The sequence below is a fragment of the Roseococcus sp. GW821-FHT12F05 genome (assembly GCF_058806835.1).
Genome location: NZ_JBXAQB010000019.1, coordinates 28,673 through 51,255, shown reverse-complemented (window position 1 = coordinate 51,255; position 22,583 = coordinate 28,673). Strand labels below are relative to the sequence as shown.

Annotated in this window: 22 protein-coding genes; 11 read left to right on the top strand and 11 right to left on the bottom strand. The window is 71.2% G+C overall.

The genetic code is table 11. From position 1 onward, the window contains the following. Nucleotides 1–6: 6 nt before the first annotated feature. The 3 genes from yidD to rpmH are packed head-to-tail and all read right to left on the bottom strand — an operon-like array spanning nt 7 to nt 796. Complete coding sequence (gene yidD, locus AC1ROY_RS30270) at nt 7–279, bottom strand: membrane protein insertion efficiency factor YidD (RefSeq protein WP_493152667.1); 273 nt, start codon at nt 277–279, stop codon at nt 7–9. Next, nucleotides 276–623, bottom strand: a complete 348-nt coding sequence (gene rnpA / locus AC1ROY_RS30265; RefSeq protein WP_493152666.1) for a ribonuclease P protein component — start codon at nt 621–623, stop codon at nt 276–278. Before rnpA ends, yidD begins: the two co-directional genes overlap by 4 nt. A 38-nt stretch (nt 624–661) precedes the next feature. After that, the gene (gene rpmH, locus AC1ROY_RS30260) at nt 662–796 is read right to left on the bottom strand and encodes a 50S ribosomal protein L34 (RefSeq protein WP_131547129.1); all 135 of its coding nucleotides are present in this window, start codon (nt 794–796) and stop codon (nt 662–664) included. 174 nt (nt 797–970) lie between these two features. Here rpmH and AC1ROY_RS30255 point away from each other — a divergent pair, with 174 nt between their 5' ends. The 3 genes from AC1ROY_RS30255 to AC1ROY_RS30245 all read left to right on the top strand — a co-directional run bounded on the left by AC1ROY_RS30255 (nt 971) and on the right by AC1ROY_RS30245 (nt 7,140). Beyond that, nucleotides 971–1,213, top strand: a complete 243-nt coding sequence (locus AC1ROY_RS30255; protein ID WP_493152665.1) for a FitA-like ribbon-helix-helix domain-containing protein — start codon at nt 971–973, stop codon at nt 1,211–1,213. After that, nucleotides 1,213–1,611, top strand: coding sequence for a type II toxin-antitoxin system VapC family toxin (locus AC1ROY_RS30250; protein WP_493152664.1), 399 nt, complete (start codon nt 1,213–1,215; stop codon nt 1,609–1,611). Before AC1ROY_RS30255 ends, AC1ROY_RS30250 begins: the two co-directional genes overlap by 1 nt. Nucleotides 1,612–1,680: 69 nt before the next feature. Beyond that, nucleotides 1,681–7,140 (top strand): PAS-domain containing protein, encoded by a 5,460-nt coding sequence (locus AC1ROY_RS30245; RefSeq protein ID WP_493152663.1) that lies wholly within the window; start codon nt 1,681–1,683, stop codon nt 7,138–7,140. A 22-nt stretch (nt 7,141–7,162) separates the two neighbouring features. Here the strand turns inward: AC1ROY_RS30245 and AC1ROY_RS30240 are convergent, their stop codons facing one another. Together AC1ROY_RS30240 and AC1ROY_RS30235 are read right to left on the bottom strand one after the other, a co-directional pair. Continuing rightward, on the bottom strand, nt 7,163–8,131 hold the full coding sequence (locus tag AC1ROY_RS30240) for a TRAP transporter substrate-binding protein (RefSeq protein WP_493152662.1): 969 nt from the start codon (nt 8,129–8,131) through the stop codon (nt 7,163–7,165). A 154-nt stretch (nt 8,132–8,285) separates the two neighbouring features. Continuing rightward, nucleotides 8,286–8,456 carry a hypothetical protein gene (locus AC1ROY_RS30235; protein ID WP_493152661.1) on the bottom strand — a complete coding sequence of 57 codons (171 nt, stop codon included), beginning with the start codon at nt 8,454–8,456 and terminating at the stop codon, nt 8,286–8,288. 223 nt (nt 8,457–8,679) lie between these two features. Between AC1ROY_RS30235 and AC1ROY_RS30230 the strand changes: the two genes are divergently transcribed. From AC1ROY_RS30230 to AC1ROY_RS30210, 5 genes are all read left to right on the top strand, one after another. Continuing rightward, complete coding sequence (locus tag AC1ROY_RS30230; protein WP_493152660.1) at nt 8,680–9,474, top strand: 3-hydroxybutyrate dehydrogenase; 795 nt, start codon at nt 8,680–8,682, stop codon at nt 9,472–9,474. After that, nucleotides 9,474–10,541 (top strand): patatin-like phospholipase family protein, encoded by a 1,068-nt coding sequence (locus AC1ROY_RS30225; protein ID WP_493152659.1) that lies wholly within the window; start codon nt 9,474–9,476, stop codon nt 10,539–10,541. Before AC1ROY_RS30230 ends, AC1ROY_RS30225 begins: the two co-directional genes overlap by 1 nt. Before the next feature lie 16 nt (nt 10,542–10,557). Further along, nucleotides 10,558–11,970 carry a M20/M25/M40 family metallo-hydrolase gene (locus AC1ROY_RS30220; protein ID WP_493152658.1) on the top strand — a complete coding sequence of 471 codons (1,413 nt, stop codon included), beginning with the start codon at nt 10,558–10,560 and terminating at the stop codon, nt 11,968–11,970. A 75-nt stretch (nt 11,971–12,045) separates the two neighbouring features. Continuing rightward, nucleotides 12,046–13,023 carry a Bug family tripartite tricarboxylate transporter substrate binding protein gene (locus AC1ROY_RS30215; RefSeq protein WP_493152657.1) on the top strand — a complete coding sequence of 326 codons (978 nt, stop codon included), beginning with the start codon at nt 12,046–12,048 and terminating at the stop codon, nt 13,021–13,023. A gap of 3 nt (nt 13,024–13,026) precedes the next feature. Next, nucleotides 13,027–13,848, top strand: coding sequence for an amidohydrolase family protein (locus AC1ROY_RS30210; protein ID WP_493152656.1), 822 nt, complete (start codon nt 13,027–13,029; stop codon nt 13,846–13,848). On the opposite strand, the gene AC1ROY_RS30205 is transcribed toward AC1ROY_RS30210, so the two are convergent. From AC1ROY_RS30205 to AC1ROY_RS30195, 3 genes are read right to left on the bottom strand one after another with little or no spacing between them, the layout of a single operon-like run. Continuing rightward, the gene (locus AC1ROY_RS30205; protein WP_493152655.1) at nt 13,833–14,216 is read right to left on the bottom strand and encodes a DUF3293 domain-containing protein; all 384 of its coding nucleotides are present in this window, start codon (nt 14,214–14,216) and stop codon (nt 13,833–13,835) included. The two genes, AC1ROY_RS30210 and AC1ROY_RS30205, sit on opposite strands and share 16 nt — an antisense overlap. Then, nucleotides 14,213–15,394: a class I SAM-dependent rRNA methyltransferase gene (locus tag AC1ROY_RS30200; protein ID WP_493152654.1), complete on the bottom strand. Its 1,182-nt coding sequence runs from the start codon at nt 15,392–15,394 to the stop codon at nt 14,213–14,215. Before AC1ROY_RS30200 ends, AC1ROY_RS30205 begins: the two co-directional genes overlap by 4 nt. Beyond that, nucleotides 15,391–16,275 (bottom strand): DMT family transporter, encoded by an 885-nt coding sequence (locus tag AC1ROY_RS30195; RefSeq protein ID WP_493152653.1) that lies wholly within the window; start codon nt 16,273–16,275, stop codon nt 15,391–15,393. Before AC1ROY_RS30195 ends, AC1ROY_RS30200 begins: the two co-directional genes overlap by 4 nt. 169 nt (nt 16,276–16,444) lie before the next feature. Here AC1ROY_RS30195 and hisC point away from each other — a divergent pair, with 169 nt between their 5' ends. After that, nucleotides 16,445–17,506 (top strand): histidinol-phosphate transaminase, encoded by a 1,062-nt coding sequence (gene hisC, locus AC1ROY_RS30190; protein ID WP_493152652.1) that lies wholly within the window; start codon nt 16,445–16,447, stop codon nt 17,504–17,506. On the opposite strand, the gene gluQRS is transcribed toward hisC, so the two are convergent. Beyond that, on the bottom strand, nt 17,503–18,381 hold the full coding sequence (gluQRS, locus tag AC1ROY_RS30185) for a tRNA glutamyl-Q(34) synthetase GluQRS (protein WP_493152748.1): 879 nt from the start codon (nt 18,379–18,381) through the stop codon (nt 17,503–17,505). The two genes, hisC and gluQRS, sit on opposite strands and share 4 nt — an antisense overlap. A 207-nt stretch (nt 18,382–18,588) precedes the next feature. Between gluQRS and AC1ROY_RS30180 the strand changes: the two genes are divergently transcribed. Then, nucleotides 18,589–19,173, top strand: coding sequence for an HNH endonuclease (locus tag AC1ROY_RS30180; RefSeq protein ID WP_493152651.1), 585 nt, complete (start codon nt 18,589–18,591; stop codon nt 19,171–19,173). Between the two features lie 223 nt (nt 19,174–19,396). After that, a complete protein-coding gene (locus AC1ROY_RS30175) occupies nt 19,397–19,747 on the top strand; it encodes a hypothetical protein (RefSeq protein ID WP_493152650.1) in 351 nt (116 codons plus the stop codon). Nucleotides 19,748–19,773: 26 nt separating this feature from the next. On the opposite strand, the gene AC1ROY_RS30170 is transcribed toward AC1ROY_RS30175, so the two are convergent. Both AC1ROY_RS30170 and AC1ROY_RS30165 read right to left on the bottom strand, forming a co-directional pair. After that, the gene (locus AC1ROY_RS30170; RefSeq protein ID WP_493152649.1) at nt 19,774–20,841 is read right to left on the bottom strand and encodes an ABC transporter ATP-binding protein; all 1,068 of its coding nucleotides are present in this window, start codon (nt 20,839–20,841) and stop codon (nt 19,774–19,776) included. Nucleotides 20,842–20,845: 4 nt separating this feature from the next. Then, the gene (locus tag AC1ROY_RS30165) at nt 20,846–22,576 is read right to left on the bottom strand and encodes an ABC transporter permease (RefSeq protein WP_493152648.1); all 1,731 of its coding nucleotides are present in this window, start codon (nt 22,574–22,576) and stop codon (nt 20,846–20,848) included. Between the last annotated feature and the right edge of the window lie 7 nt (nt 22,577–22,583).

Sequence of the window (22,583 nt, the reverse complement as noted above, 5' to 3'; positions counted from 1 at the left end):
TCTCGATCAGATCTCGGGGCTGGTGCGCGCCGTGGCGGGCGCGGCCGGCGTGAGGTGGGGCGGAACCGGGTCGTAGCCGCCGGCATGCCAGGGGTTGCAGCGCAGCACGCGCCGCGCGGAAAGCCAGGAGCCGCGAATCGCCCCATGTTCGGTCAGCGCCTCGAGGGCGTAGTGCGAGCAGGAGGGATGGAAGCGGCAGTGGCTGCCGATGAAGGGCCGCAAGGTCCACTGGTAGGTGACCACGGCGCCCTTGAGCAGGCTGGCGGCCGGGCTTGTCATCGCGGCACCCCGGCCTTGCGCAGCGCCCCCTCGATGTCGGCCATCAGGGCGGGGAAGGGGCAGCTTCCCGTGGCGCCGCGGGCGATCAGCACGAGGTCCCAGCCGGCGGGCGGCGCCTCGCCGAGCGTGAGACGGGCAGCCGCGCGCAGCCGCCGCTTGGCGCGGTTGCGCGCCACGGCGTTGCCGATCTTCTTGGTGGCGGTGAAGCCGAGGCGGGTCTCACCGCCCCCGATATCACGGTCGGGCCGCGCCAGCGCCTGCAGCACGAGCGAATCGCATGCCGCCTTGCGGCCCGCCTTCGCCGCCTGCACGAACTCCGCACGGCGCTTGAGGCGACCGAGCATGGCTGGTCCTCCGTCGAGCGCCGCGAAGGCGGAGTGGGTCAGGCGGACAGCTTCGCCCGGCCCTTCGAGCGGCGGTTGGCGAGCACCTTGCGGCCGCCGACCGTGGCCGTGCGGGCGCGGAAACCGTGCCGGCGCTTCCGGACGAGCTTGGAGGGCTGATAGGTGCGCTTCACGGCAGGCTCCTGGAAGTATCAGTTCAACGGATGGGGCCGGCGGTGGGCGGCCCACCCCGGCGGTGCGCGGTGTATAGGGATGGGGGGGCGGGGGGTCAACCTCGCGGGCCGGGGACGGGAACTTGAATCCGCCCCATCGAATTGCTATCATCATGCTATCATTCGAGGCGCCGCATGGCCCAGCTTCTCGTCCGCAACATCGACGCCGCGGTGGTGGACCACCTCAAGGCCCGCGCCAAGGCCGCAGGCCGCTCGCTGGAGGCCGAAGTGCGCGACCTGCTGACCCGCGCCGCGGCGGTGCCCGACCGCGCTGCGCTGGTCGAGGCGTTCCGGGAGGCCCGGAAGGCCGCGGGCCCGCTGCCGGACGGATGGCCCGATTCCACGGCGATGATCCGCGAGGACCGCGATAGCCGCTGATGTGGGTTGTAGACGCATCGGTCGCGGTGAAATGGCTTCTGGAGGAGCCGGGCACGGTCGAAGCCGAGGCCCTCCTGGCTGGTGGCGAGCCCCTCTGGGCGCCTGAGCTCCTGCTCGCCGAAATCGGCAATGTCGTCTGGAGGCGGACCCGGCACGGCGAAGCACCGGCGGCCTTGCGCGCCGCATTCGATCTCCTGCCCGGCAGCTTCCGACGCCTCGTCCCCATGGCTGAGCTCGCAGCCGAGGCGCTGGACCTTGCCCTCCGCCACGATCACCCGATCTGCGACTGCTTCTATGTCGCCCTCGCCCGGCGCGAATCCGCGCCCCTCGTCACCGCGGACGCTCGCCTGGCCGAGCGCTTCGCCGCCGCCGCCGGGATCCGCCTCCTCGGCGCCTGACGCGACACACGCGACAGAACGGCGCCGCGCGCGCGTGCTACCTCTCGTCCCCAAATGCCCGACACCCATATGCCCGCCCTTCCGCCGGAGGCCGCCGCGGCTCTCCTGCCCGTGCTGCTCGACGGCATCGGCGGCGGAATGGCGCTCCACGACGCCGAGCTGAGACGCAGCTTCGCCAGCCGCGCGATGGACGAGATGCTCGGCCTGCCCGCGCCGCTCGCCGCGCCCGGGACCGCGCTCCTGACGCAGCTCGAGGCGCTGGAGGAGGCCGGGACCCTGACGCCCCCCGACGTCGCCGGCATCCTGGCCGCCTTCTCCGGCCCCGGTCGCCGGGGCTTCGCCTGGCGCATGGGGGATGGCCGCCACCTCGACCTCGCCGTGATGGACGCGCCGGGCGGCGCCCGCCTCGCTCTCTGCCGCGACGTCACCGAGGCGCGCGAGGCGGAGCTGCGCCTCGCCGCCGGCCGCGCCAGGGTCGAGCACCTGCTCAGCCGCACGCGCGACGTCGTGGTCCTCATGGACCCCGACGGCACCATCCTCGAGAATTCCGACCGCACGGGCGGGCTGCTGAACCTGCCGCCCGAGTTGGCGCGCCCCGGCTCCACGCACCAAGACATCCTGCGCCACATGGTCGCGCGCGGCGACTTCGGCGCGGTGGAGGACCCCGAGGCCTTCGTCCGCGAGCGCCGCGAGGGCATCCTGCGCGCCGGCGCCATCACCTTCCCCTCGCACATGCAGGACGGCACCTGGGTCGAATACAACTTCCAGGTGATGGAGGACGGCAAGCTCCTCGCCTTCGTCCGCGACATCACCGCGCTCAAGACCACCGAGCTTGCGCTGGCGCATGAGCGCACGATGCTCGCGACGATCATCGACAACCTTCCCGACGGCGTCATGCTCTACGACGCCGACTTCCGGTGGCGCCTCGCCAACCGCCAGCTCATGGAATTCCAGGCCCTCACCGAGGAGGTGGCCTATCCCGGCGCCCGCGCCGAGGACATCCTGCGCTTCCAGGCCCGCCGGGGCGACTTCGGCCCGCCGCCCGCGACGCCGGAGGCGCTGGATGCGGTGGTGGCTGAGCGCTCGGCCCTGATGCGCCAGCCCGGCGGCTCGCAATACGTGCGCCAGACGGCGGGCGGCTTCTGGATCGAGTTCAACACGCGCCCGCTGCCCGATGGCGGGCTGCTCGGATTCTACCGCGACATCACCCAGCTCAAGACTCGCGAGGCCGAGCTGGAGGCCGAGCGCACCCTGCTGCGCGAGGTGCTGGAGGGCGTGGACGCGTTGGTGCTGCTGCTCGACCGCGACGCCAACATCCTGGTCGCCAACGCCTCCCACCGCGACCTCATGGCGACGCCGGACGAGTTCTACCGCCCCGGCACCAACCTCGCTGACGCGGTGCGCTGGCGCTACCGCCAGGGGGTCTACGGCTTCGAGACCGACGAGGAGGAGGCGGTCCGCTCGCGGATCGCCAATGTTTATTCGGGCGGGGTCGTGCGCTACGACCGCCGCATGCCCGACGGCATCTGGGTCGAGACCATCTGGACGCCGATCTCGGACGGTCGGGTCGTCGGCTTCTACCGGGACATCACCGCGCTGAAGCAGCGCGAGGCCGAGCTCGAGACCGAGCGGACGCTGCTGCGCGAGGTGCTGGCCAGCAACGACGCCGTGGTCACCGTCTTCGATGCGGAGGCCAGGGTGCTGCTGGCCAATGGCCGCCATGAGGAGCTGATGGGCACCCCGCCCGGCCTCTTCGCGGCCGGCGCGAGCCATGCCGAGGGCATCCGCTTCCTCTACCGCCGCGGCGAGCACGGCCCGCCCGGCGACGCGGCGGCCGAGGATGCCTTCGTGCGGCAGCGGCTGGCCGACATCTACGCCGGACGGGTGACGCGCGAGGTCCGCCGGATGGCGAGCGGCCGCTGGATCGAGCGCACCTTCGCGCCGCTCACCGGGGGCGGCGTCATCGGCCATGCGCGCGACGTCACCCTGCTCATGGAGCGCGAGGCGGAGCTCGAGGCCGAGCGCACCCTGCTGCGCGAGGTGATCGACAGCAGCGACGCGCTGCTCTCGCTCTTCGACGGCGAGGGCCGGGTGCTGCTGGCCAACGGCCGGCACAAGGAGCTGATGGGCCTGCCCGAGGCGTTCTTCGAGTCCGGCGGCTCCTTCGCCGAGGGCATCCGCGCGCTGGTCGGCCTCGGCTTCTACGGCGAGGTGGACGACGTCGAGGCGCTGGTGAAGGCGCGGATGGCGGCCATCTACGCCGGCGAGGTCACGCGGTTCAACCGCCGGATGCCGGGCGGCCAATGGCTCGAATTCACCTACCGGCGCGTCTCGCGCGGCCGTCTCATCGCCCAGGCGCGCGACATCACCGAGCTCAAGCAGCGCGAGGAGGAGCTGGACGCCGAGCGCCTTCTGCTGCGCGAGGTGGTGGACAGCAGCGACGCGCTGCTCACCCTCTTCGACGCGGATGGCACGGTGCTGCTCGGCAACCGCCGCCACGAGGAGCTGATCGGCGTGCCGCAGGAGCTCTACGACACGGGCCGGAACTTCTCCGACGCCCTGCGCTGGCTCGCCCGCCGCGGCTTCTATGGCCTGGTGGAGGACGAGGACGCGCTGGTGCGCGAGCGGCTGGCGATCATGTATGCCGGCGGCGAGCAGCGCTTCACCCACCAGGCGCCGAGCGGGCGCTGGCTGGAGTTCACCCACAAGCGCATCTCGCGCGGCCGGCTGATCGGCCAGGGGCGCGACATCACCGAGCTCAAGCAGCGGGAGGCGGAGCTGGAGACCGAGCGCACGCTGCTGCGGGAGGTGCTGGACAGCACCGACAGCCTCGTCACCGTCTTCGACGCCGATGCGAAGGTCCTGCTGGCCAACAGCCGGCACGAGGAGCTGATCGGCGTGCCCCAGACCCTCTTCGCGCCCGGCCGGAGCTTCGCCGAGGGCGTCGCCCATCTCGTGCGGCGGGGCGATTTCGGCCCGGTGGCCGAGGAGGCGGTGGACGCGCTCGTGCAGCAGCGCATCGCGCGCGTCTATGCCGGCGAGACGCAGAGCAACAGCCGCCAGATGCCGGACGGGCGCTGGATGGAGTTCACTTATGTGCGGATCTCCGGCGGCCGCGTCATCGGCCATGGGCGCGACATCACCGAGCTCAAGCAGCACGAGGAGGAGCTGACCACCGAGCGCGCCATGCTGCGCGAGGTGCTGGACAGCAGCGATTCCGTCATCATCGTGCTCGACGCCGAGGGCCGCGTGCTGCTGGCCAATGGCCGCTTCGAGGAGCTGATCGGCGTGCCGGCCGAGATGCACGACCCCGGCTGCGCCTTCTCGGAGATCATCCGCTACCTCTACCGCCGCGGCGATTTTGGCTTCGACCAGGACGAGGAGACCACGGTGCGTGCCCGCCTCGCCGGCGTCTTCTCGGGCGAGCTGGAGCGCTACCTGCGGCTGCTGCCCAACGGCCGCTGGATTGAGTTCAACTTCAAGCTCATCTCGGGCGGCCGCGTCATCTCCTTCGCGCGCGACCTCTCGGCGCTGCGCAGCCGCGAGGCGGAGCTGGACTCCGAGCGGACTCTGCTGCGCGAGGTGCTGGACAGCACCGACGCGCTGGTCACGCTCTTCGACGCCGACGCCCGCATCATCCTCGCCAACGAGCGCCACAGCGAGCTGCTGGACGCGCCGCAGGGGCTCTTCGCGCCGGGCGTCGCCTTCCGGGACGGCATCCGCTGGCTGCTCGAGCGCGGCGACTTCGGCCCGGTCGAGGACGCCGAGCGGGAGGCCGAGGAACGGCAGGAGATGGTCTATTCCCGCATCCGTGCCGGCGAGAGCCAGCGCTATGCGCGGCAGATGCCGGACGGCCGCTGGGTGGAGTTCACCTACACGATGCTCTCCGGCAACCGGATGATCAGCCACGCGCGCGACGTGACGCCGCTGAAGTCGAGCGAGCAGGCGGCGCTCGCTGCCCAGGCCGAGGCCGAGGCCGCGCGCGACGCCGCCGAGGCCGCGGCCCAGGCCAAGTCCGCCTTTCTCGCCGCCATGAGCCATGAGATCCGCACGCCGATGAACGGCGTGCTCGGCATGATGGAGATCCTGGACCGCTCCGAGCTCGCGCCCGACCAGGCGCGCAGCGTGGCCGTGATGCGCGAGAGCGCGCAGTCGCTGCTGCGCATCATCGACGACGTGCTCGACTTCTCGAAGATCGAGGCCGGCCGCATGGAGGTGGAGGCGCTGCCCTTCAGCCTGCGCGGCCTGATCGAGGGCACGGTCGAGACGCTGATGCCCCAGGCGCGGCAGCGCGGCCTCACCCTCTTCGCCGATCCGCCCGATCCCGGGCCGGACTGGCTGGAGGGCGATCCCACGCGTGTCAGGCAGATCCTGTTCAACCTGATCGGCAACGCGCTGAAGTTCACCGAGCGCGGCTTCGTGCGCCTCGCCGCCCAGACACGGTTGGAAGAGGCGCGCCTGGACGAGGCACGCCCCGAGAGCGGCATGGCCGTGGTGCGGCTCATCGTCGAGGACAGCGGCGTGGGCATGGATGCGGAGACGCTGGCGCGGCTCTTCCAGCCCTTCACCCAGGCCGACAGCTCGACGACGCGCCGCTTCGGCGGCACCGGCCTCGGCCTCTCCATCGTCCGGCGGCTCACCGAGCTGATGGAGGGCGAGGTGCGGGCCGAGAGCACGCCCGGGCGCGGCAGCCGCTTCATCGTGACGCTGCGGCTCGGCGTCGCGGCAGCGCCGGCGACGGCCAAGCCCGCGCCGGCCGCGCCGCCCGCGAGCCCCGGCAACGCCCCGCTCGGCCGGGTGCTGGTGGTGGACGACCATCCCGTGAACCGCGAGGTGATCACGCGGCAGCTGGAGCTGCTCGGCATCCCCGCGGCCACCGCCGACGACGGCGCGCAGGGCCTCGCGCACTGGCAGTGGCACCGCCCCTCGGTCGTGCTGCTCGACATCCACATGCCCGTCATGGACGGCTTCGAGATGGCGCGCGCCATCCGGCAGGAGGAGCAGGCCAAGGGCCTGCCGCGCACCACGCTCATCGCGGTGACGGCCAATGCGCTGAAGGGCGAGGCGGAGCGCTGCTACGCCGCGGGGATGGACGGCTTCGTGGCCAAGCCGGTGACGCTGGACGGCCTCTCCCGCGCTCTTGGGCGCTTCATGCCCAACCTGGTGCGCGAGGGGGCCTCGGCCGGCGGCGCGCTCTTCGATCCCGATGCGCTGCGCGGCCTCTTCGGGCAGGACCGCGAGCGGCTGCTCGGTATCCTCGAGAGCTTCGCCGAGCAGGCAGCGCACGACATCAACAGGCTCAAGGAGGCGAGCGGGCCGCGCCTCGCCGAGGCGGCCCACCGGCTCAAGGGCTCGTCGCGGATGGTGGGCGCGCGGCTGCTGGCCGAGGCGGCGCAGGCCATCGAGGAGGCGTCCCGCGCGAACGACGTGATCGGCGTGGAGGCGGCGCGCGGCCAGCTCGAGAAGCTGCTGGCCGACACGCTGTCGGTGGCGCGGCCGGCGCTGGGCGGGAGCCCGCCGCCGGCCTGAGCGTCACGCCGGGCGGCGGCGATCAGCGCGCCGCGGCGCGGTAGCGCTCCAGCATCTGCTGGCCTTCGGCGCCGGCGCGCTGGACCCATTCCTGCGTCTGGGTCTCGCCGATGACGCGGAGGTCGGTCATCAGCCGCTCGGGCGCCTCGGGCAGCTCCATGCCGCGCTGGCGCAGCCGGTCGGCCATGACGGTCTCCGCCTCGATCGCCATCTGCCGGCCGCGCGTGGTGGCGCGGGCGGCGGCCTCGCGGACGGCCGCGCGGGTCGGCTCGTCGAGCGCCATGAGGGCGCGGGTATTGGCGAAGACGGCGTTGCGCGTCCGCATGCCGCCGACATTGTACCAGTAGCGCGTGTAGTCCCAGGCGCTGACGGAATTGCCCGTCTGCGCGGAGGTGAACATGGACTGGATGACGTTGGTGGCGAAGGCCTGGCTCACCTCGGAGGCCTGCACCGTCACCGGCGTTGCGCCCATCAGCTCGGCCAGGCGCGCGGTCACGTTATTGTAGGCGCGGAAGCGCGTGCCGCGCAGGTCCTGCGCCGAGGCCATGGGCGTGCGCGTGAAGAAGCCCTGCGCGTCCCAATGGACCATGTAGAGCAGCGTCAGCCCCTGCCGCTCGAAGCGCGTGCGGATATAGGGCTCGGTCACGGCGTTCAGCGCGTCGGCCTGCGGCCAGGTCCAGGCGAGGAAGGGGACGGCGTCCACCTCGAAGAACGGGTCCTCGTTGGAATAGGCGGAGAGCAGCACCTCGCCCAGCTGCGCCTGGCCGGACTGCACGCCCCGCTTGATCGCGCCCATCGGCAGGAGGGTGGCGTTGTTGTGCAGCTGGATCGTGAGCCGCCCCTGCGTGCCCTGTTCGATATCGGCGATGAACTGGCGGATGTTCAGCGTGTGGAAGTTCTCGGCATAGGGCGTGGCCATGACCCAGCGGGTCTGGGCCATAGCGGATGGCGCGGCGAGCAGGGCGAGCAGAAGCGCGAGGATACGCAGCATGGCAGTCCGGTCTCCTGATGAGGAAGCCGCGCGCCCCTGGCAGGCGCCTTGTTCCCCGGCGCCTTGCTCCACATGAACTATCGGTAAAACCCGGGCAGACCGCAACATGTTCCGTGCCACCCGCCGGCCTGGCTGGCGGCGGTGCGCCGCCCGTTCAGCGCGCGGCTTCGGCGGGCGCCTGGACCTGCGTTGCCGGTGCCGCGGCGGGGCGTTGCGACGCGGCCGGCTGGGCGGAGCCGACGAAGCGCAGGCCGTGGCCGAGGGCGGCGGCTTCGGCGCCGGCGGTCAGGGCGAGGAGGGCGGCGGCGAGGAGGATCGGGCGCATGGGGAATTCTCCAGGATGGGGTGTGCCGGTGGGCCGGCCTCGTGCGGCCCCGCTTATGGTCGGCCGGCGTCGCCCCCGGATCGCGGCCCGTGTCGCGTCTGTCGCGCGGCGGGCCGGTGACGGATTCTTCATGCTCGCCCGGCAGGATGCCTGCCATCGGATTGATTGAGCGCGCACTCATTCTCGGCTATGGCGGCGCAACAAAAATGGAATGGTGGAGCGCATGGAGAGGATTCTCGCCGGACAATCGGCCCTGGTCACGGGCTCGACCTCGGGTATCGGGCTCGGCATCGCGAAGATCTACGCCGAGGCCGGCGCGCAGGTGATGCTGAACGGCTTCGGCCGGCCGGAGGAGATCGCCGCCGCCCGCGCCGAGATCGGCGCGCTCATGGGCGTGGCCGAGGCCCCCTACAGCGCCGCCGACATGTCGAAGCCTGACGAGGTGCGCGGCATGGTCGCCGCGGCCGAGGCGGCATTCGGCAAGCTCGACATCCTCGTGAACAATGCCGGCATCCAGTTCGTCTCGGCCGTGCAGGATTTTCCCGCGGCCAAGTGGGATGCGATCATCGCGATCAACCTCAGCAGCAATTTCCATGCGATCGCGGCCGCCCTGCCGGGGATGCTGAAGCGGCAATACGGGCGCATCGTGAACATCGCCAGCGCCCACGGCCTGGTCGCGAGCCCGTTCAAGACGGCCTATGTCGCCGCGAAGCACGGCGTGGTCGGGCTGACCAAGTCCGTCGCGCTGGAGATCGCGCAGTCGCCGGTGACCTGCAACGCCATCTGCCCCGGCTTCGTGCGCACGCCGCTGGCCGAGGCGCAGGTGAAGCCGCTGGCCGAAAAATTCGGCGTGAGCGAGGAGGTCGCGCTGAAGGACCACCTGCTGGAGAAGCAGCCCTCCAAGCGCTGGATCGAGGTCGAGGAGGTCGCGCGCATGGCGCTGTATCTCGTCGGCCCCGGCTCGGGCGGCGTGAACGGCTCGGCCCTGTCCATCGACGGCGGCTGGTTCGCCTCCTGATGGACATCATGCCCCCGGCCGGGCTTCCGGCCCCCGTCGTCGCCCAGCGCGTCACGCGCCGCATCAACCTCGCCCTGCAGGGCGGCGGCACACACGGCGCCTTCACCTGGGGCGCGCTGGACCGCCTGCTGGAGGACGACCGCGTCGAGTTCGACGGGCTCTCCGGCACCTCGGCCGGCGCGATCAACGGCGCGATCCTGGCGCTCGGGCTGCTGGAGAACGGGCGGGAGGGCGCCAAGGCCGCGCTGGAGCGCTTCTGGCGCTCGCTGGGCGCGAAGTTCGCCGTCTCGCCGCTGCGCGCGCATCCCGTGGAGAAGGCGCTCTGGGGCTGGGACCTGACCTACAGCCTCGCCTACAACGCCTTCGACACGGTGACGCGGGTGCTGAGCCCCTACCAGCTCAACCCCTTCTCGATGGAGTTCAACCCGCTCCGCAAGGCGCTGGACGAGAGCCTCGACCTCGCGCGGCTGCGCGCCGACAAGAACGCCATCCGGATGTTCATCTCGGCGACGAACGTCCGCACCGGCAAGCCCAAGATCTTCCGGCGCGACGAGATCACGGTGGACGCGCTGCTCGCCTCGGCCTGCCTGCCCAATGTCTTCAAGGCGGTGGAGATCGACGGCGAGGCCTATTGGGACGGCGGCTATCTCGGCAATCCCGCGCTCTGGCCGCTCTATCACGAGCGCATGGCGGCCGACATCGTGCTGGTGCAGCTGAACCCGCTGCTGCGGCCGGAGCTGCCGACCTCGACCAGCGACATCATGAACCGGCTGAACGAGATCAGCTTCAACGCCTCGCTGATGAGCGAGATGCGTGCGATCGACTTCGTGCAGCGCATGCTGGATGCGGGCCGCCTGGAGCAGCCGCGCTACCGCCGCATCTTCCTCCACAGCATCGAGGACGAGGAGCGGATGCGGGCCTTCAAGCTCAGCACCAAGTTCAACGGCGAGTGGGATTTCCTCTCCACGCTGCGCGACTACGGGCGCGACGCGGCGGACCGCTTTCTCCGGGAGAGCTTCGACAAGGTCGGGCGGGAGAGCACGCTGGATATCGAGCGGTATCTTTGACCCGGGAGGTCAGAACATGAGCGAGCGCGTCATCGAGCACCTGGCGGCCGGGAAGGACGCGATCCTGGAGCGGCTGCTGACGCTGATCCGCTTCCCTTCGGTCAGCACCGACCCGGCCTTTGCCGAGGGCATGCGCGGCGCGCGCGAATTCCTGCTGGAACGGCTGCGCACCATCGGCATGCCCGACGTGCGGCTGCTCGACGCTCCCGGCGGGCAGCCTGCGGTCTATGGCGCCTGGACCGGCGCCGGGCCGGACCGCCCGACCATCATGATCTACGGCCATTACGACGTGCAGCCGGCCGATCCGCTGGAGCTCTGGCAGTCGCCGCCCTTCGAGCCGGCGATCCGCGACGGGCGGATCTATGCGCGGGGTGCCTCCGACGTGAAGGGCTCGACCACCATCGCGATCGAGACCATCGCCGGCTTCCTCGCCGTGGAGGGCGGCTGCCCGGTGAACGTGAAGCTGTTCCTGGAGGGCGAGGAGGAGGTCGGCTCGCCCTCGCTGCCGGCGCTGATCGCGGCGCATGGCGAACTGCTGGCGGCGGACGCCATGCTGTCCGCCGATGGCGGCGGCGCGGCGGGTCCGCTGCCGGTGCTGAACATTGGCTGCCGCGGCATCTGCGCGCTGCAGTTCAGCCTGCGCACGGCGAAGAAGGACGCGCATTCGGGCAAGGTCGGCGGGGCCATGCGCAATGCGCTGCACGAGATGGCGCGGCTGATCGCGACGCTGCACGACGAGGACGGCCGCGTGACCGTCGAGGGCTTCGAGACCGGCGTGCCGCCTTTGACCAACGCTGTCAGGGCCGAGACGGCCTCCCTGCCGCTCGACGAGGCGGCCTGGTACGCGGATTTCGGCGCCACGCCCTTCGGCGATCCCGCCTACACCGTGCGGGAGCGCACGACGCTGCGCCCGACTGTCGAGGTGAACGGGATGTGGGGCGGCTATACCGGGCAGGGGGGCAAGACCGTCACCCCGGCCGAGGCGCATGCCAAGCTGACCATGCGCCTGATCCCCGGCCAGGACCCGGTGGCCGCGCAGGCCGCGGTGAAGGCGCATCTGGAGCGCCATGCGCCAGCCGGCGTCGCGCTGGAATTCCATTACCGGCCGGGCGGCACGCGGGCCTTCACCCTGGCGGCCGACCATCCGCTGCGCGCAGCAGCGGCGGCGGTGCTGCGCCGGGAGAAGGGCGGGGAGCCGGCGGTGACGCGGCTGGGCGGTACAGTGCCGATCACGACGATGTTCCAGGAGGAGCTTGGCATCGACAGCCTGATGTTCGGTCTGGCGAGCCCCGACGAGGACGCGCATGCACCGAACGAGTTCTTCCGGCTGTCCTCGCTGGACGAGGGGCTGCGGCTCTGGCCGATGCTGCTGAGCGAGCTCGGCACGATGCGGGCGGCGGATTTCCACAAGGCGGCCACCGCCCTGTAGCAGGCTCCCGGCCGGATGATTTCCAACCCGGCGGATCGTGCCCTAGGCTTCCCCCAAAATCACGGAGGAACGCTCATGCCCGCCCCACGCCGCGCCCTGCTGGCGCTGCCGATGCTCGCCGCGGCCCGCCCGGCCGCCGCGGCCCCCTTTCCCGAGCGCCCCATTCGCTTCGTGGTGCCCTATGCGGCAGGCGGGAATTCCGACGTCGTGGCCCGCATCCTCTCGGTGCCGCTGTCGGAGATTCTCGGCCAGCCCGTCGTCGTGGAGAACCGGCCGGGGGCGGGCGGCAGCGTCGCCTCGCTGCAGATGGCGCGCAGCCGGGCGGATGGCTACAGCATCATGATCGGCAGCAACGGCCCGATGACGGTGAACCCGTCCATCCAGGCCAATCTGGGCTACGACCCCCTGCGCGACTTCGCCCCGATCGGCCTCGCCTGCCGCACGCCGCACACCATCGTGGTGAAGAACGGCCTTCCCGTGCGGGACCTGCGCGAGTTCATCGCCTATGCCCAGGAGCGCCGGGGCCAGGTGACCGTGGCCAGCTCCGGAGTGGGCAGCAGCGGCCACTTGGCCATCGCCAGCTTCGCCGCGCTGACCGGCCTCACCCTGCAGCACGTGCCCTATCCGAGCGGCGGGCAGCTCCTCCCGGACCTGACGTCGGGCAACGTGGACGCCTCCATCACCGAGATCAGCACCATCATGCCGTTGCACCGGGCCGGCCAGGTCCGCATCCTGGCAGTGGCGACGGCGGGGCGCTCGGTGCTGGCGCCCGACATCCCGACGGCCGAGGAAGCCGGAGCGCCCGGCTTCCGGGAGGCCGCCTTCATCGGTGTGGTGCTGCCGGCCAACCCGCCGGCCGAGGCGCAGGCCGCGCTCGCCGCGGCGCTGGCGGCGGCCGTGGCCCGGCCCGAAACCGTCCGTCGGCTCAACGAGACGGGCAGCGAGGTGGCGGCCGAGCAGGAGCGCACGCCGGCGGGCTTCGCCGCCTTCCTGGACACCGAGCTGCGCCGCACCCAGGCGGCGGCCGTTCGGGCCGGGCTGCGGCCGGCCTGAGCCTTGAAGATCATCGACGCCCAGATCCACATCTGGGGGCAGGGCACGCCCTCCCACATGCACCGCCAGACCCCCGTCTTCACCGCCGAGGAGGCGCTGGCGGAGATGGATGCGGCCGGCGTGGACGCCGCGCTGATCCACCCGCCCTGCAGCTGGGATCCGGAGTCCAGCGCCCTGGCAGTCGACGCCGCGCGACGATACCCGGCACGCTTCGCCGTGATGGGCCAGTTCCCGCCCGATATCCCGGAGAACCGCCGGCTGATCCGGGGCTGGCGCGACCAGCCCGGCATGATGGGGCTGCGCTGGCCGCTGATTCGGACTGAGCAGCAGGCCTGGCTGCGTGACGGCACGCTCGACTGGCTCTGGCCGGCGGCCGAGCGCGAGGGCCTGCCCATCGCCACGCTGGGCAGCCAGTTCCTCGGCGACTTCCGGCGGATCGCCGAGGCGCATCCCGGGCTGAGGCTGATCCTCGACCATTGCGGCCTGGTGCGGCTGGGGCAGGACGTGGCCGCCTTCGCCCGGCTCGACGATCTGGTGGCGCTGGCCAAGCTGCCCAATGTCGCGGTGAAGGCCACGGGGGCGCCGGGCTATTCGACGGAACCCTATCCCTTCCGGAACTTGAGCGACGGGCTGCACCGCCTCTTCGACACCTTCGGCCCGGAGCGCTTCTTCTGGGGCACCGATATCACCCGCATGCCCTGCAGCTACCGGCAATGCGTGACCCACTTCACGGAGGAACTGCCCTGGCTGCGGGGGCGGGACCTCGAATGGGTGATGGGGCGCGGGCTCTGCGCCTGGATCGGCTGGGACTACGATTTCGACTGAGACGCGAAGACCAGTCGTGCCGGGCGGCGGTGCCGGACCTGCACCACCGCCGCCTGCCGGTAGCGGCGCATCAGCCGGCGGATCGTGGCCGCATCCGCCGCGACGAGCAGCATGCGCTCCGACCACGGTCCAAGCGTACCATCGCCCTCCGCGAAGATCCGCACGTCCCGCAGCAGACGTGCATGGGCGGCGTCGTTCCAGCGATCGGGCATCCTCCGGCTGAACGGGTTCCACGCGCCGAGGAACCAGGCCTGGTGCGCATCCTGCCGCGCCATCCACGCATCGGCGCCCGCGCTGCGCCGACCCACACGCACCACGACCTCGCCGGCGCGATACAGCGTGCGCCGATAGGCCGCGTCGCGCGTCATCCCAGCTGGAGGAGTTGCGCCTTCAGATAGGCGCTCTCCGGCAGCAGCGGATGCACCGGATGGTCCGGCCCCGCGCCCGTCGAGGCCAGCAGCCGCGCCTCGCGCCGCGCCCGCCATACGCCCTGGGCGACGGCCTCGGCGAACTCCGCGGGCGCGGCGTGGTGCGAGCAGGAGGCGATGAACAGAAAGCCCCCCGGCGCCACCAGCTGCGCGCAGAGCCGCGCCAGCCGCTGGTAGGCCCGCAGCGCCGCCGGGATGTCCTTGCGTGACTTGGCGAAGGCCGGCGGATCGGCCACCACGATGTCGAAGGTTTTTCGCCCGCCGACCATGCGCTCCAGCGTCTCCAGCGCCTCGCCGCGCTGGGCCGTCACGCGCTCCGCGAGGCCGTTGGAGGCGGCCGAGGCCAAAGCGAGGTCCAGCGCCGGCTGCGAGCGGTCCAGCAGCGTGACCTGCGCCGCGCCGGCCTTCGCGGCCAGCAGGCCGAAGCCGCCGGTGTGGCAGAAGGCGTCGAGCATCGTCGCGCCGCTGGCGAGGCCGGCCACGCGCGCGCGGTTCTCGCGCTGGTCGAAGAACCAGCCGGTCTTCTGGCCGGAGAGCAGGTCGACCTCGAAACCGATGCCGCCCTCCTCGACGCGGGCGCGCGCCTCCGCCCCGTGCAGCAGGCCCGAGCCGAGCTCCAGCCCCTCCAGCGTGCGCACGGAGGCGTCGTTGCGCGCGACGATGGCGCGCGGGGCCAGGAGCTCCTTCAGCGCCTCGACGATATCAGGCGACGCGGCCTCCATGCCGGCGGTGTTGGCCTGCAGCGCGATCACGTCGTCGAAGCGGTCCACGACGAGGCCAGGCAGCCCGTCCGCCTCGGCATGCACCAGCCGGCAGAAGCGCTCGACACCCAGTCGGCTGCGAAGTGCCAACGCATCGGAGAGGCGCCGGCGATACCAGTTGGCGCCGGGCTCGACCTCGGGGTTGCGGTCCAGCACGCGCGCCGCGATCAGGCTGTGCGGGTTGAAGTGCCAGACGCCATGCTTCACCCCGTCGTCGCCCTCCAGACGCACGGGGCTGCCGGGCGGCAGGGCCCGCAGCTCGGCGTTCATCGCGATCTCGTTGGAGAAGGCCCAGGGGTGGCCGGACTTCACGCGCTTGTCGCGGCCGGGCAGCAGACGGATCAGAGGGAGGGTCATGCGCGTCGCTCCGGCTGGCTGATGGCGAGCGAGATGGCCACCACCACCCCACCGAGCGCGCCGATCTCGCGCGCGCCGATCGGCTCGCCCAGGGCCAGCCCGGCGCCGACCACGCCCAGCATGGGCGCCAGCAGCGTGCCCAGCGCGGCGGTGGAGGCCGGCAGCCGCACGAGCGCGCCGAACCAGGTGAAATAGGAGAGGCCCATCGAGAAGATCACCATCCAGCCGAACCCCAACCATACCTGCGTGGTCACGGCGGCGACATCCGCATGCTCCAGGAACGGCGCGAGCGCCAGCATGGGAATCGCGCCGATCCCCATCTGCCAGGTCAGCGAGGCCAGCGGCGGCAGGGTCAGCGGCCGCCGCTTGGTCAGCACCGTGCACAGGGCGAAGAGCACCGCCGCGGCCAGGATCAGCGCGATGCCCGGCAACTTGCCGAGGTCCACGGCCGCGCCGCGCCCCAGGAAGAGCGCCGCCACGCTGCCGAAGCCGATCAGCAGCCCTGCCAGGCGCGCGGGGCCCGGCCGCTCGCCGAGGAGCGGCCAGGCGAAGAGGGTCGTCCAGACCGGCATGGTATAGGCCAGGATCACGCCCTCCGAGGCCGAGAGCCAGTGCAGCGAGAGGTTGCTGAAGGCCATCCAGACGGTCACGTTGAGCAGCGCGTAGAGCACCAGCCAGCCGCGCTGGCCCCGGGGCACGGCGAGCGACAGGCCCATCGCCCGGGTGATCGCGACGAGCAGCAGCGCCGCCGCGCCGGCGCCCCAGGCCCGGAGCGTGAGGGGCGGCAGGCCGGTCATGAGGAACTTCAGCAGCGGCCAGGTGGCGCCCCAGTTGATGGCTGTCAGCAGCAGAAGAAGCAGGCCGGTTGTTCTTGGCGTCACCGCGGGAGGCTAGCTGCGATGCCAGGGGCCGGAAACGCCGGGGCCGGGGAGGGGGCCCGGCGTCGCGCGCATGGGTTGTGCGACCCGCCTTCCGCTGCGGCCCCGCTACCGATCCTGGGCCTGTGCGGCTAGGTTCGGTGACCGCCATCCAACTGGGCCCATCCCCCCGATGACATCGCTCTGGAGCCAGCTCGCGCGCGAGCTCTCGCCTTACGTGCCCGGCGAGCAGCCGCGCATCGCCGACCTGGTCAAGCTGAACACCAACGAAAGCCCCTTCGGTCCTTCGCCGCTCGCGCTGGACGCCATGCGGGTCGCCGCGGCGGACGGCCTGCGCCTCTATCCCGATCCGGAGGCGACGGAGCTGCGCGAGGCGCTCGCCGCCCATCACGGCGTGAGGCCGGAACAGGTGTTCGTCGGCAATGGTTCGGACGAGGTGCTCGCGCACGCCTTCGCCGCGCTGCTGAAGCAGCCGAAGCCGCTGCTGTTTCCAGACATCACCTACAGCTTCTACCCGGTCTGGGCGCAATTCTTCGGCCTCGCCTGGGAGACCGTGCCGCTCGACGCCGGGATGCGCGTCCGGGTCGAGGACTATCGACGCGCGGCGGGGTCGATCGTGATCGCCAATCCCAACGCGCCGACCGGCATCGCGCTGCCGCGCACGGAGATCGCCCGGTTGCTCGAGGAGCATCCCGACATCCCCGTGCTGATCGACGAGGCCTATGTCGATTTCGGGGGCGAGAGCGCGGTTCCGCTGATCGCCGATCATCCGAACCTGCTGGTGGTACAGACGATGTCGAAGTCGCGCGCCCTGGCCGGCCTGCGCGTCGGCTATGCCCTCGGCGATGTGGGACTGATCGAGGCGCTGCGCCGCGTCAAGGACAGCTTCAACTCCTACCCGCTGGGCCGCATCGCCCAGGCGGGCGCGACGGCCTCGGTTCGCGACGGAGCCTATTTCTGCGAGAGCTGCGCGAAGGTGGTCGCAGGGCGGGAGGCGATGATCCGGGAACTGACCGGGCTGGGCTTCGTCGTCCTGCCTTCGAGCGCGAATTTCGTCTTCGCCCGGCATGCGGCCCGGTCCGGCCCGGAACTCGCGGCGGCGCTGCGCGAACGCGCGGTGCTGGTCCGGCATTTCGACAAGCCGCGCATCGCGCCCTACCTGCGCATCACCGTCGGGACTGAGGACGACACCCGAAGGCTGATCGCGGCGGCGGCGGGCATTCTCGGGGCTTAGTGGCCTCGGCTCGCGCCCGATCCGGGCCGCGAGCGGCTGTCCGAAGCCTGAAATCCCGCCATCCGGCGCACCTCCTCCGGCGTGTGCCCCGCCTCGCGGAGCGCCCGCAGCGTCGGCGCTTTGTCGCGCTTGGCGAGGCGTTTGCCATCCGGCCCCAGGATCAGTGCGTGATGCGCGTAGAGCGGCTCCGGCCAGCCCATCAGCACCTGGAGCAGCCGGTGGATGTCCGTGGCCTCCAGCAGGTCCTCGCCGCGCGTGACCAGCGTGACGCCCTGCAGCGCGTCGTCATGGGTGACGCAGAGGTGGTAGGAGGCGGGCACGTCCTTGCGCGCCAGCACCACGTCGCCCTGGGCCTCGGGCGTGCAGCGGCGCGGGCCGTGGATCAGGTCGGTGAAGGCGAGCGGGCCCGTCCCGGCCAGCGCCCTGATGACGTCGAGCCGCAGCGCATAGGGATCGCCCCGGGCGATCCGTGCCTCAGCCTTGGCACGCGGCAGGTCGCGGCAGGTGCCGGGATAGATATGCGCCGGCGCGCCGTGCTGCGCGGCGATCGCAGCGGCGATATCTGCGCGGGTGCAGAAGCAGGGGTAAAGCAGCCCGCGGCCGGCCAGCACGTCCAGCGTGCGGCGATACTCGGGAAAGTGCTGAGATTGCGCGCGGATGGCGCCGTCCCACTTCAACCCGAGCCAGGCCAGGTCCTCGATCAGCCCCTCGGAAAACCCGGGCCGGCAGCGCGTGGCGTCGATATCCTCGATCCGCAGCAGGCACCGTGCCCCCGCCCGCCGCGCGAAGAGCGCCGCATGCGCGTGGCCCAGATGCAACAGGCCGGTCGGCGAGGGCGCGAAGCGCGTCACACTCCCGGGCGGCGTTTCGGGCATCATGGACGGCCTCTCGCGCGAATCCGACACCGCTGCAAGGGCTTGTGACGGGCCCATGAAAGCCGCCCCGGCGCAACCGGCCCGGCTTGCGGCAGTGCGGCAAGGGTGGCATGCAGGCCGCGCAGTTGTTGGCGGCGCACCGATTCCCGGGAAGCCAGTCCTCCCCGGCGTCGGAGCCTCCGCCTTCGCGGCCAGGAGGAGCATCGCTTGCCCGACGGCAGTATCATTCCTCAGATCTCCGGTCCGGGCGGCTTTCCTGCCCTGGTCCTGAACGCCGATTTCCGCCCGCTCTCCTACTTCCCGCTCTCGGTCTGGTCGTGGCAGGACGCGGTGAAGGCGGTGGTGCTGGACCGCGTCTCGGTGCTCAGCGAATACGAGACGGAGGTGCGCTCGCCCTCCTTCGCGCTGCGGCTGCCCTCAGTGATCGCGCTGCGGGAGTACATCCCCTCGGCCCGGCGCCCGGCCTTCACGCGCTTCAACGTCTTCCTGCGCGACAGCTTCGAGTGCCAGTACTGCGGCGACGACCTGCCGGCGCAGGACCTCACCTTCGACCACGTGATCCCGCGCAGCCGGGGCGGCCGGACGAGCTGGGAAAACGTCGTGGCGGCCTGCGGCCCCTGCAACCTCCGCAAGGCCGACAAGCTGCCGCGCGAGTGCCACATGAACCCGCGCCACATCCCCCGCCAGCCGACGAGCTGGGAGCTGCAGGAGAACGGCCGCAGCTTCCCGCCGAACCACCTGCACGAGAGCTGGCGCGACTACCTGTACTGGGATTCCGAGCTGGAGGAGTAGGCGGCGGCACCTGGCGGATGCCCGGATTGCCGGCGTCCGAGGTCCGCTTCAGAACTCGCCGAGCTCAGGCGGGCGCCCGAGATGGCCGCATGATCGGCCGCAAAGGCCCCGGTCCATGCCCGTGCTAGCCTCACGGTCCCTCCGATCAACGAATCGGGCGATGCGAACATCTGGCCGTTCCGGCGTTAACACCCCACGAATCGAAGAGCATGGAGGAACCGGCATGACCGTCCGCAAGTTCGCCGTGAGCGACGCAGAGTTCGAGCGCTCGCCGGGGCAGGATGGGGAGGTGTTCGCGGGAAATGTGATCGACCAGCGTCACGGTGCCCCGATCACCATCGGCTTCGGCCGCTACGGACCAAACCAGAGCCTGGAGGAAACCCTCGCCGTGGACGACGTCATGGTGGTTCTGGAGGGGCGTCTTTCGGTCTCGACGGATGCCGGCACCGTCACCGCCGGTCCGGGCGAGATCGTCCATATGCCGAAGGGCGAGTCCGTCATCATTCGTTCCCATGAACAGGGCGCGATCACCGCCTATGTGACATATCCTCACTGGCAGGAGGCGCTGGCGTAAGCGCCTTTCCAGCGTCCTTCGCCCTCTCACTCCACCACAGCGACCTGCCGGGGATCCACCCGCAGCCAGACCTTCGCGCCCACCTCATGCGCCTCCAGCGGCGGGGCCGCGACGCGCAGCCGCAGTCCCGTCCCCTCCGGCTGCACCACATAGTCCCAGGCCTCGCCGAGATAGGTCCGCCCGAGCACCTCCGCCGGCAGCACCGGCCCGTCGTCCTGGGATGCGGGCGCCGTCAGCAGCGCCATGGCCTGGGGGCGCAGCGAGACCAGCACCGCCCTCGCCCCGCCCGCCACGCCCGCCCGTGCGGCCCGGCCCAGGTTCACGCCCTCCAGCAGCAGGTCGCCGCCCTCGACCCGGGCCTCCAGCAGGTTGGTCCGCCCCACGAAGCCCGCCACGAAGCGCGTCCGCGGCCGCGTGTAGAGCAGGTGGGGTGCGTCCACCTGCTCGATCCGCCCGGCATTCATGACGGCGATCCGGTCGGAGGTGGCCATCGCCTCCCCCTGGTCATGGGTGACGTAGACGGTGGTGATGCGGAACTCGTCGTGCAGCCGGCGGATCTCGAAGCGCATCTCCTCGCGCAGGTTGGCATCGAGGTTGGACAGCGGCTCGTCCAGCAGCAGCACCGAGGGCTTCACCACGATGGAGCGCGCCAGGGCCACCCGCTGCTGCTGGCCGCCCGAGAGCTCCGCGGGATAGCGGTGCGCCAGGTGGCCCAGCTGCACCACCTCCAGCATCTCGCCGACGCGCCGCTTCACTTCGGCCGAGGGAAGCTTTCGCAGCTTCAGCCCGAAGGCGACGTTCTCCTCCACCGTCATGTTCGGCCAGATGGCGTAGGACTGGAAGATCATCGACATGCCGCGCCGCTCCGGCGGCACCACGGCGCCCGGCGCGGAGAGGACCTGGCCATCGACCGTGATCGACCCGGCCGTCGGATCCACGAAGCCCGCGATCATGCGAAGCGTCGTCGTCTTGCCGCAGCCGGAGGGGCCGAGCAGGGAGACGAACTCCCCCTCCTCCAGCGCAAGGTCCACGCGATCGACGACGGTCAGCTTGCCATAGGCCTTGGTGAGGCCCTCGAGCATCAGGCGGGGCAAAGCGCTATTCCCTCCGGAGCATGAAGTCGCGCCCCACCAGCTTCATGCCGATGCCGACGATGACCAGGGTGATGGCGAGCAGGATGCCGCCGAAGGCCGAGACCACCTCGAAATTGCCCTGCTCCGTCAGGTCGTAGAGCAGCACGGACATGGTCCGCGTCCGCGGCCCTACCAGGAAGATGGCCGCCGACAGCTCGCGCGAGGCGACGATGAACACCACCAGCCAGCCGCCCAGCAGCGAGGTCTTGATGAGCGGCGCCGTGACCTTGCGGATCGCATGCAGCCGCCCCGAGCCGAGGATGCGCGCGGCCTCCTCCATCTCCGGATGCACCGCGCGGATCGCTGCCTGCGAGGAGGCATAGGCGATCGGCAGGAAGCGTGAGGCGAAGGCGAGGATGATCAGCAGCGCCGAGCCGTAGAGCGAGAGCGGCGGGCCCGCATAGGCGGCGTAGAAGCCGATCGCCAGCACGATGCCGGGGATGACGAAGGGCGCCATCGCCAGGAAGCCCAGCGCATCCGCGAAGCGCATCAGTTTCCGCACCACGATATAGGCGACGAGCAGCGCCAGCACGCAGGCGATGGTGGCGGAGGCGGCGGAGAACCACACCGTGTTCCAGACGGCCTGGGGCGCCATGTCATGCTCAAACAGAAGAAAATGGTAGTTGCGCAGGGTGAGGTTGTCGAAGGAGAAGCCGCGCCCCCAGGCCTTGGAGAAGCTCGCCTGCATCAGCACCAGGAACGGCGTGCCCACCGAGAGCAGCGCCACCAGGAAGCACCAGCCGAACAGCACCCAGCGCCAAGGGCCGAGCCGGACCTCGCGCCGCTCGCCCCCCTTGCCGGTCTGCGAGACGAAGCCCTTGCGCGACAGCATCAGCTTCTGCACCGCTATCAGTCCTATCGTGACCAGCAGCAGCGGGATGGCGTAGGCCGCCGCCACCTCCACGCGCACGGGGTCCTCGAAGAACTGCCAGAGCTGTGTGGTCACCACGTTGATCCGCGCGGGGATGCCGATGATCGCGGGCGTGCCGAAGAGCGCGATGGTCTCGAGGAAGATGAGGATGAAGCCGCCGAGGATGGAGGGCCAGACCAGCGGCAGCGTCACCTGGCGCATCGTCACCCAGGTGCCGCCGCCCAGGATGTTCGCGGCGTCCTCCATCTCCGAGGAGATGAGGTCGAGCGCGGACTTCACGAAGATGAACACCAGCGGGAAGGAATGCAGCGCGATCACGAAGGCCATGCCGCCGAAGGAGTAGATGTTCAGCAGCGGCGCCTGCGCCCCGGTCAGCGCGCGCCAGATGACGTTGATCCAGCCGGCATTCGGCCCCGCCAGCAGGATCCAGCCGATGGCGCCGAGATAGGGCGGCATGATGAAGGCCGCGAGCACCGCCGCCCAGGTGAAGCCCTTCCCGGGCATGTCCGTGCGCGAGGCCGCCCAGGCCATCGGCACCGCGATCACCGTCGAGATGGCCGCCGAGAGCGTGCCGAGCAGCAGCGAGTTGCCCAGCGCCTCCAGGTATCGCACGCGCCCATAGGCCGTCAGGTAGTTCTGGACGGTGAACTCGCCGGTGTCCTGCATCTCGAAGGAGATGAGGACCATCTTGAGGATCGGCGCCGCCACCAGCACGAGCAGCGCCGCGACGAGGGCGGCCCAGAGGAAGGCCACCGGCTCCAGCCGCCGCCACCATGTCGGTCCGGCCAGCCGGGCGGCCGGTAGCGACACGGCGCCGTCGGCCATCAGCCGC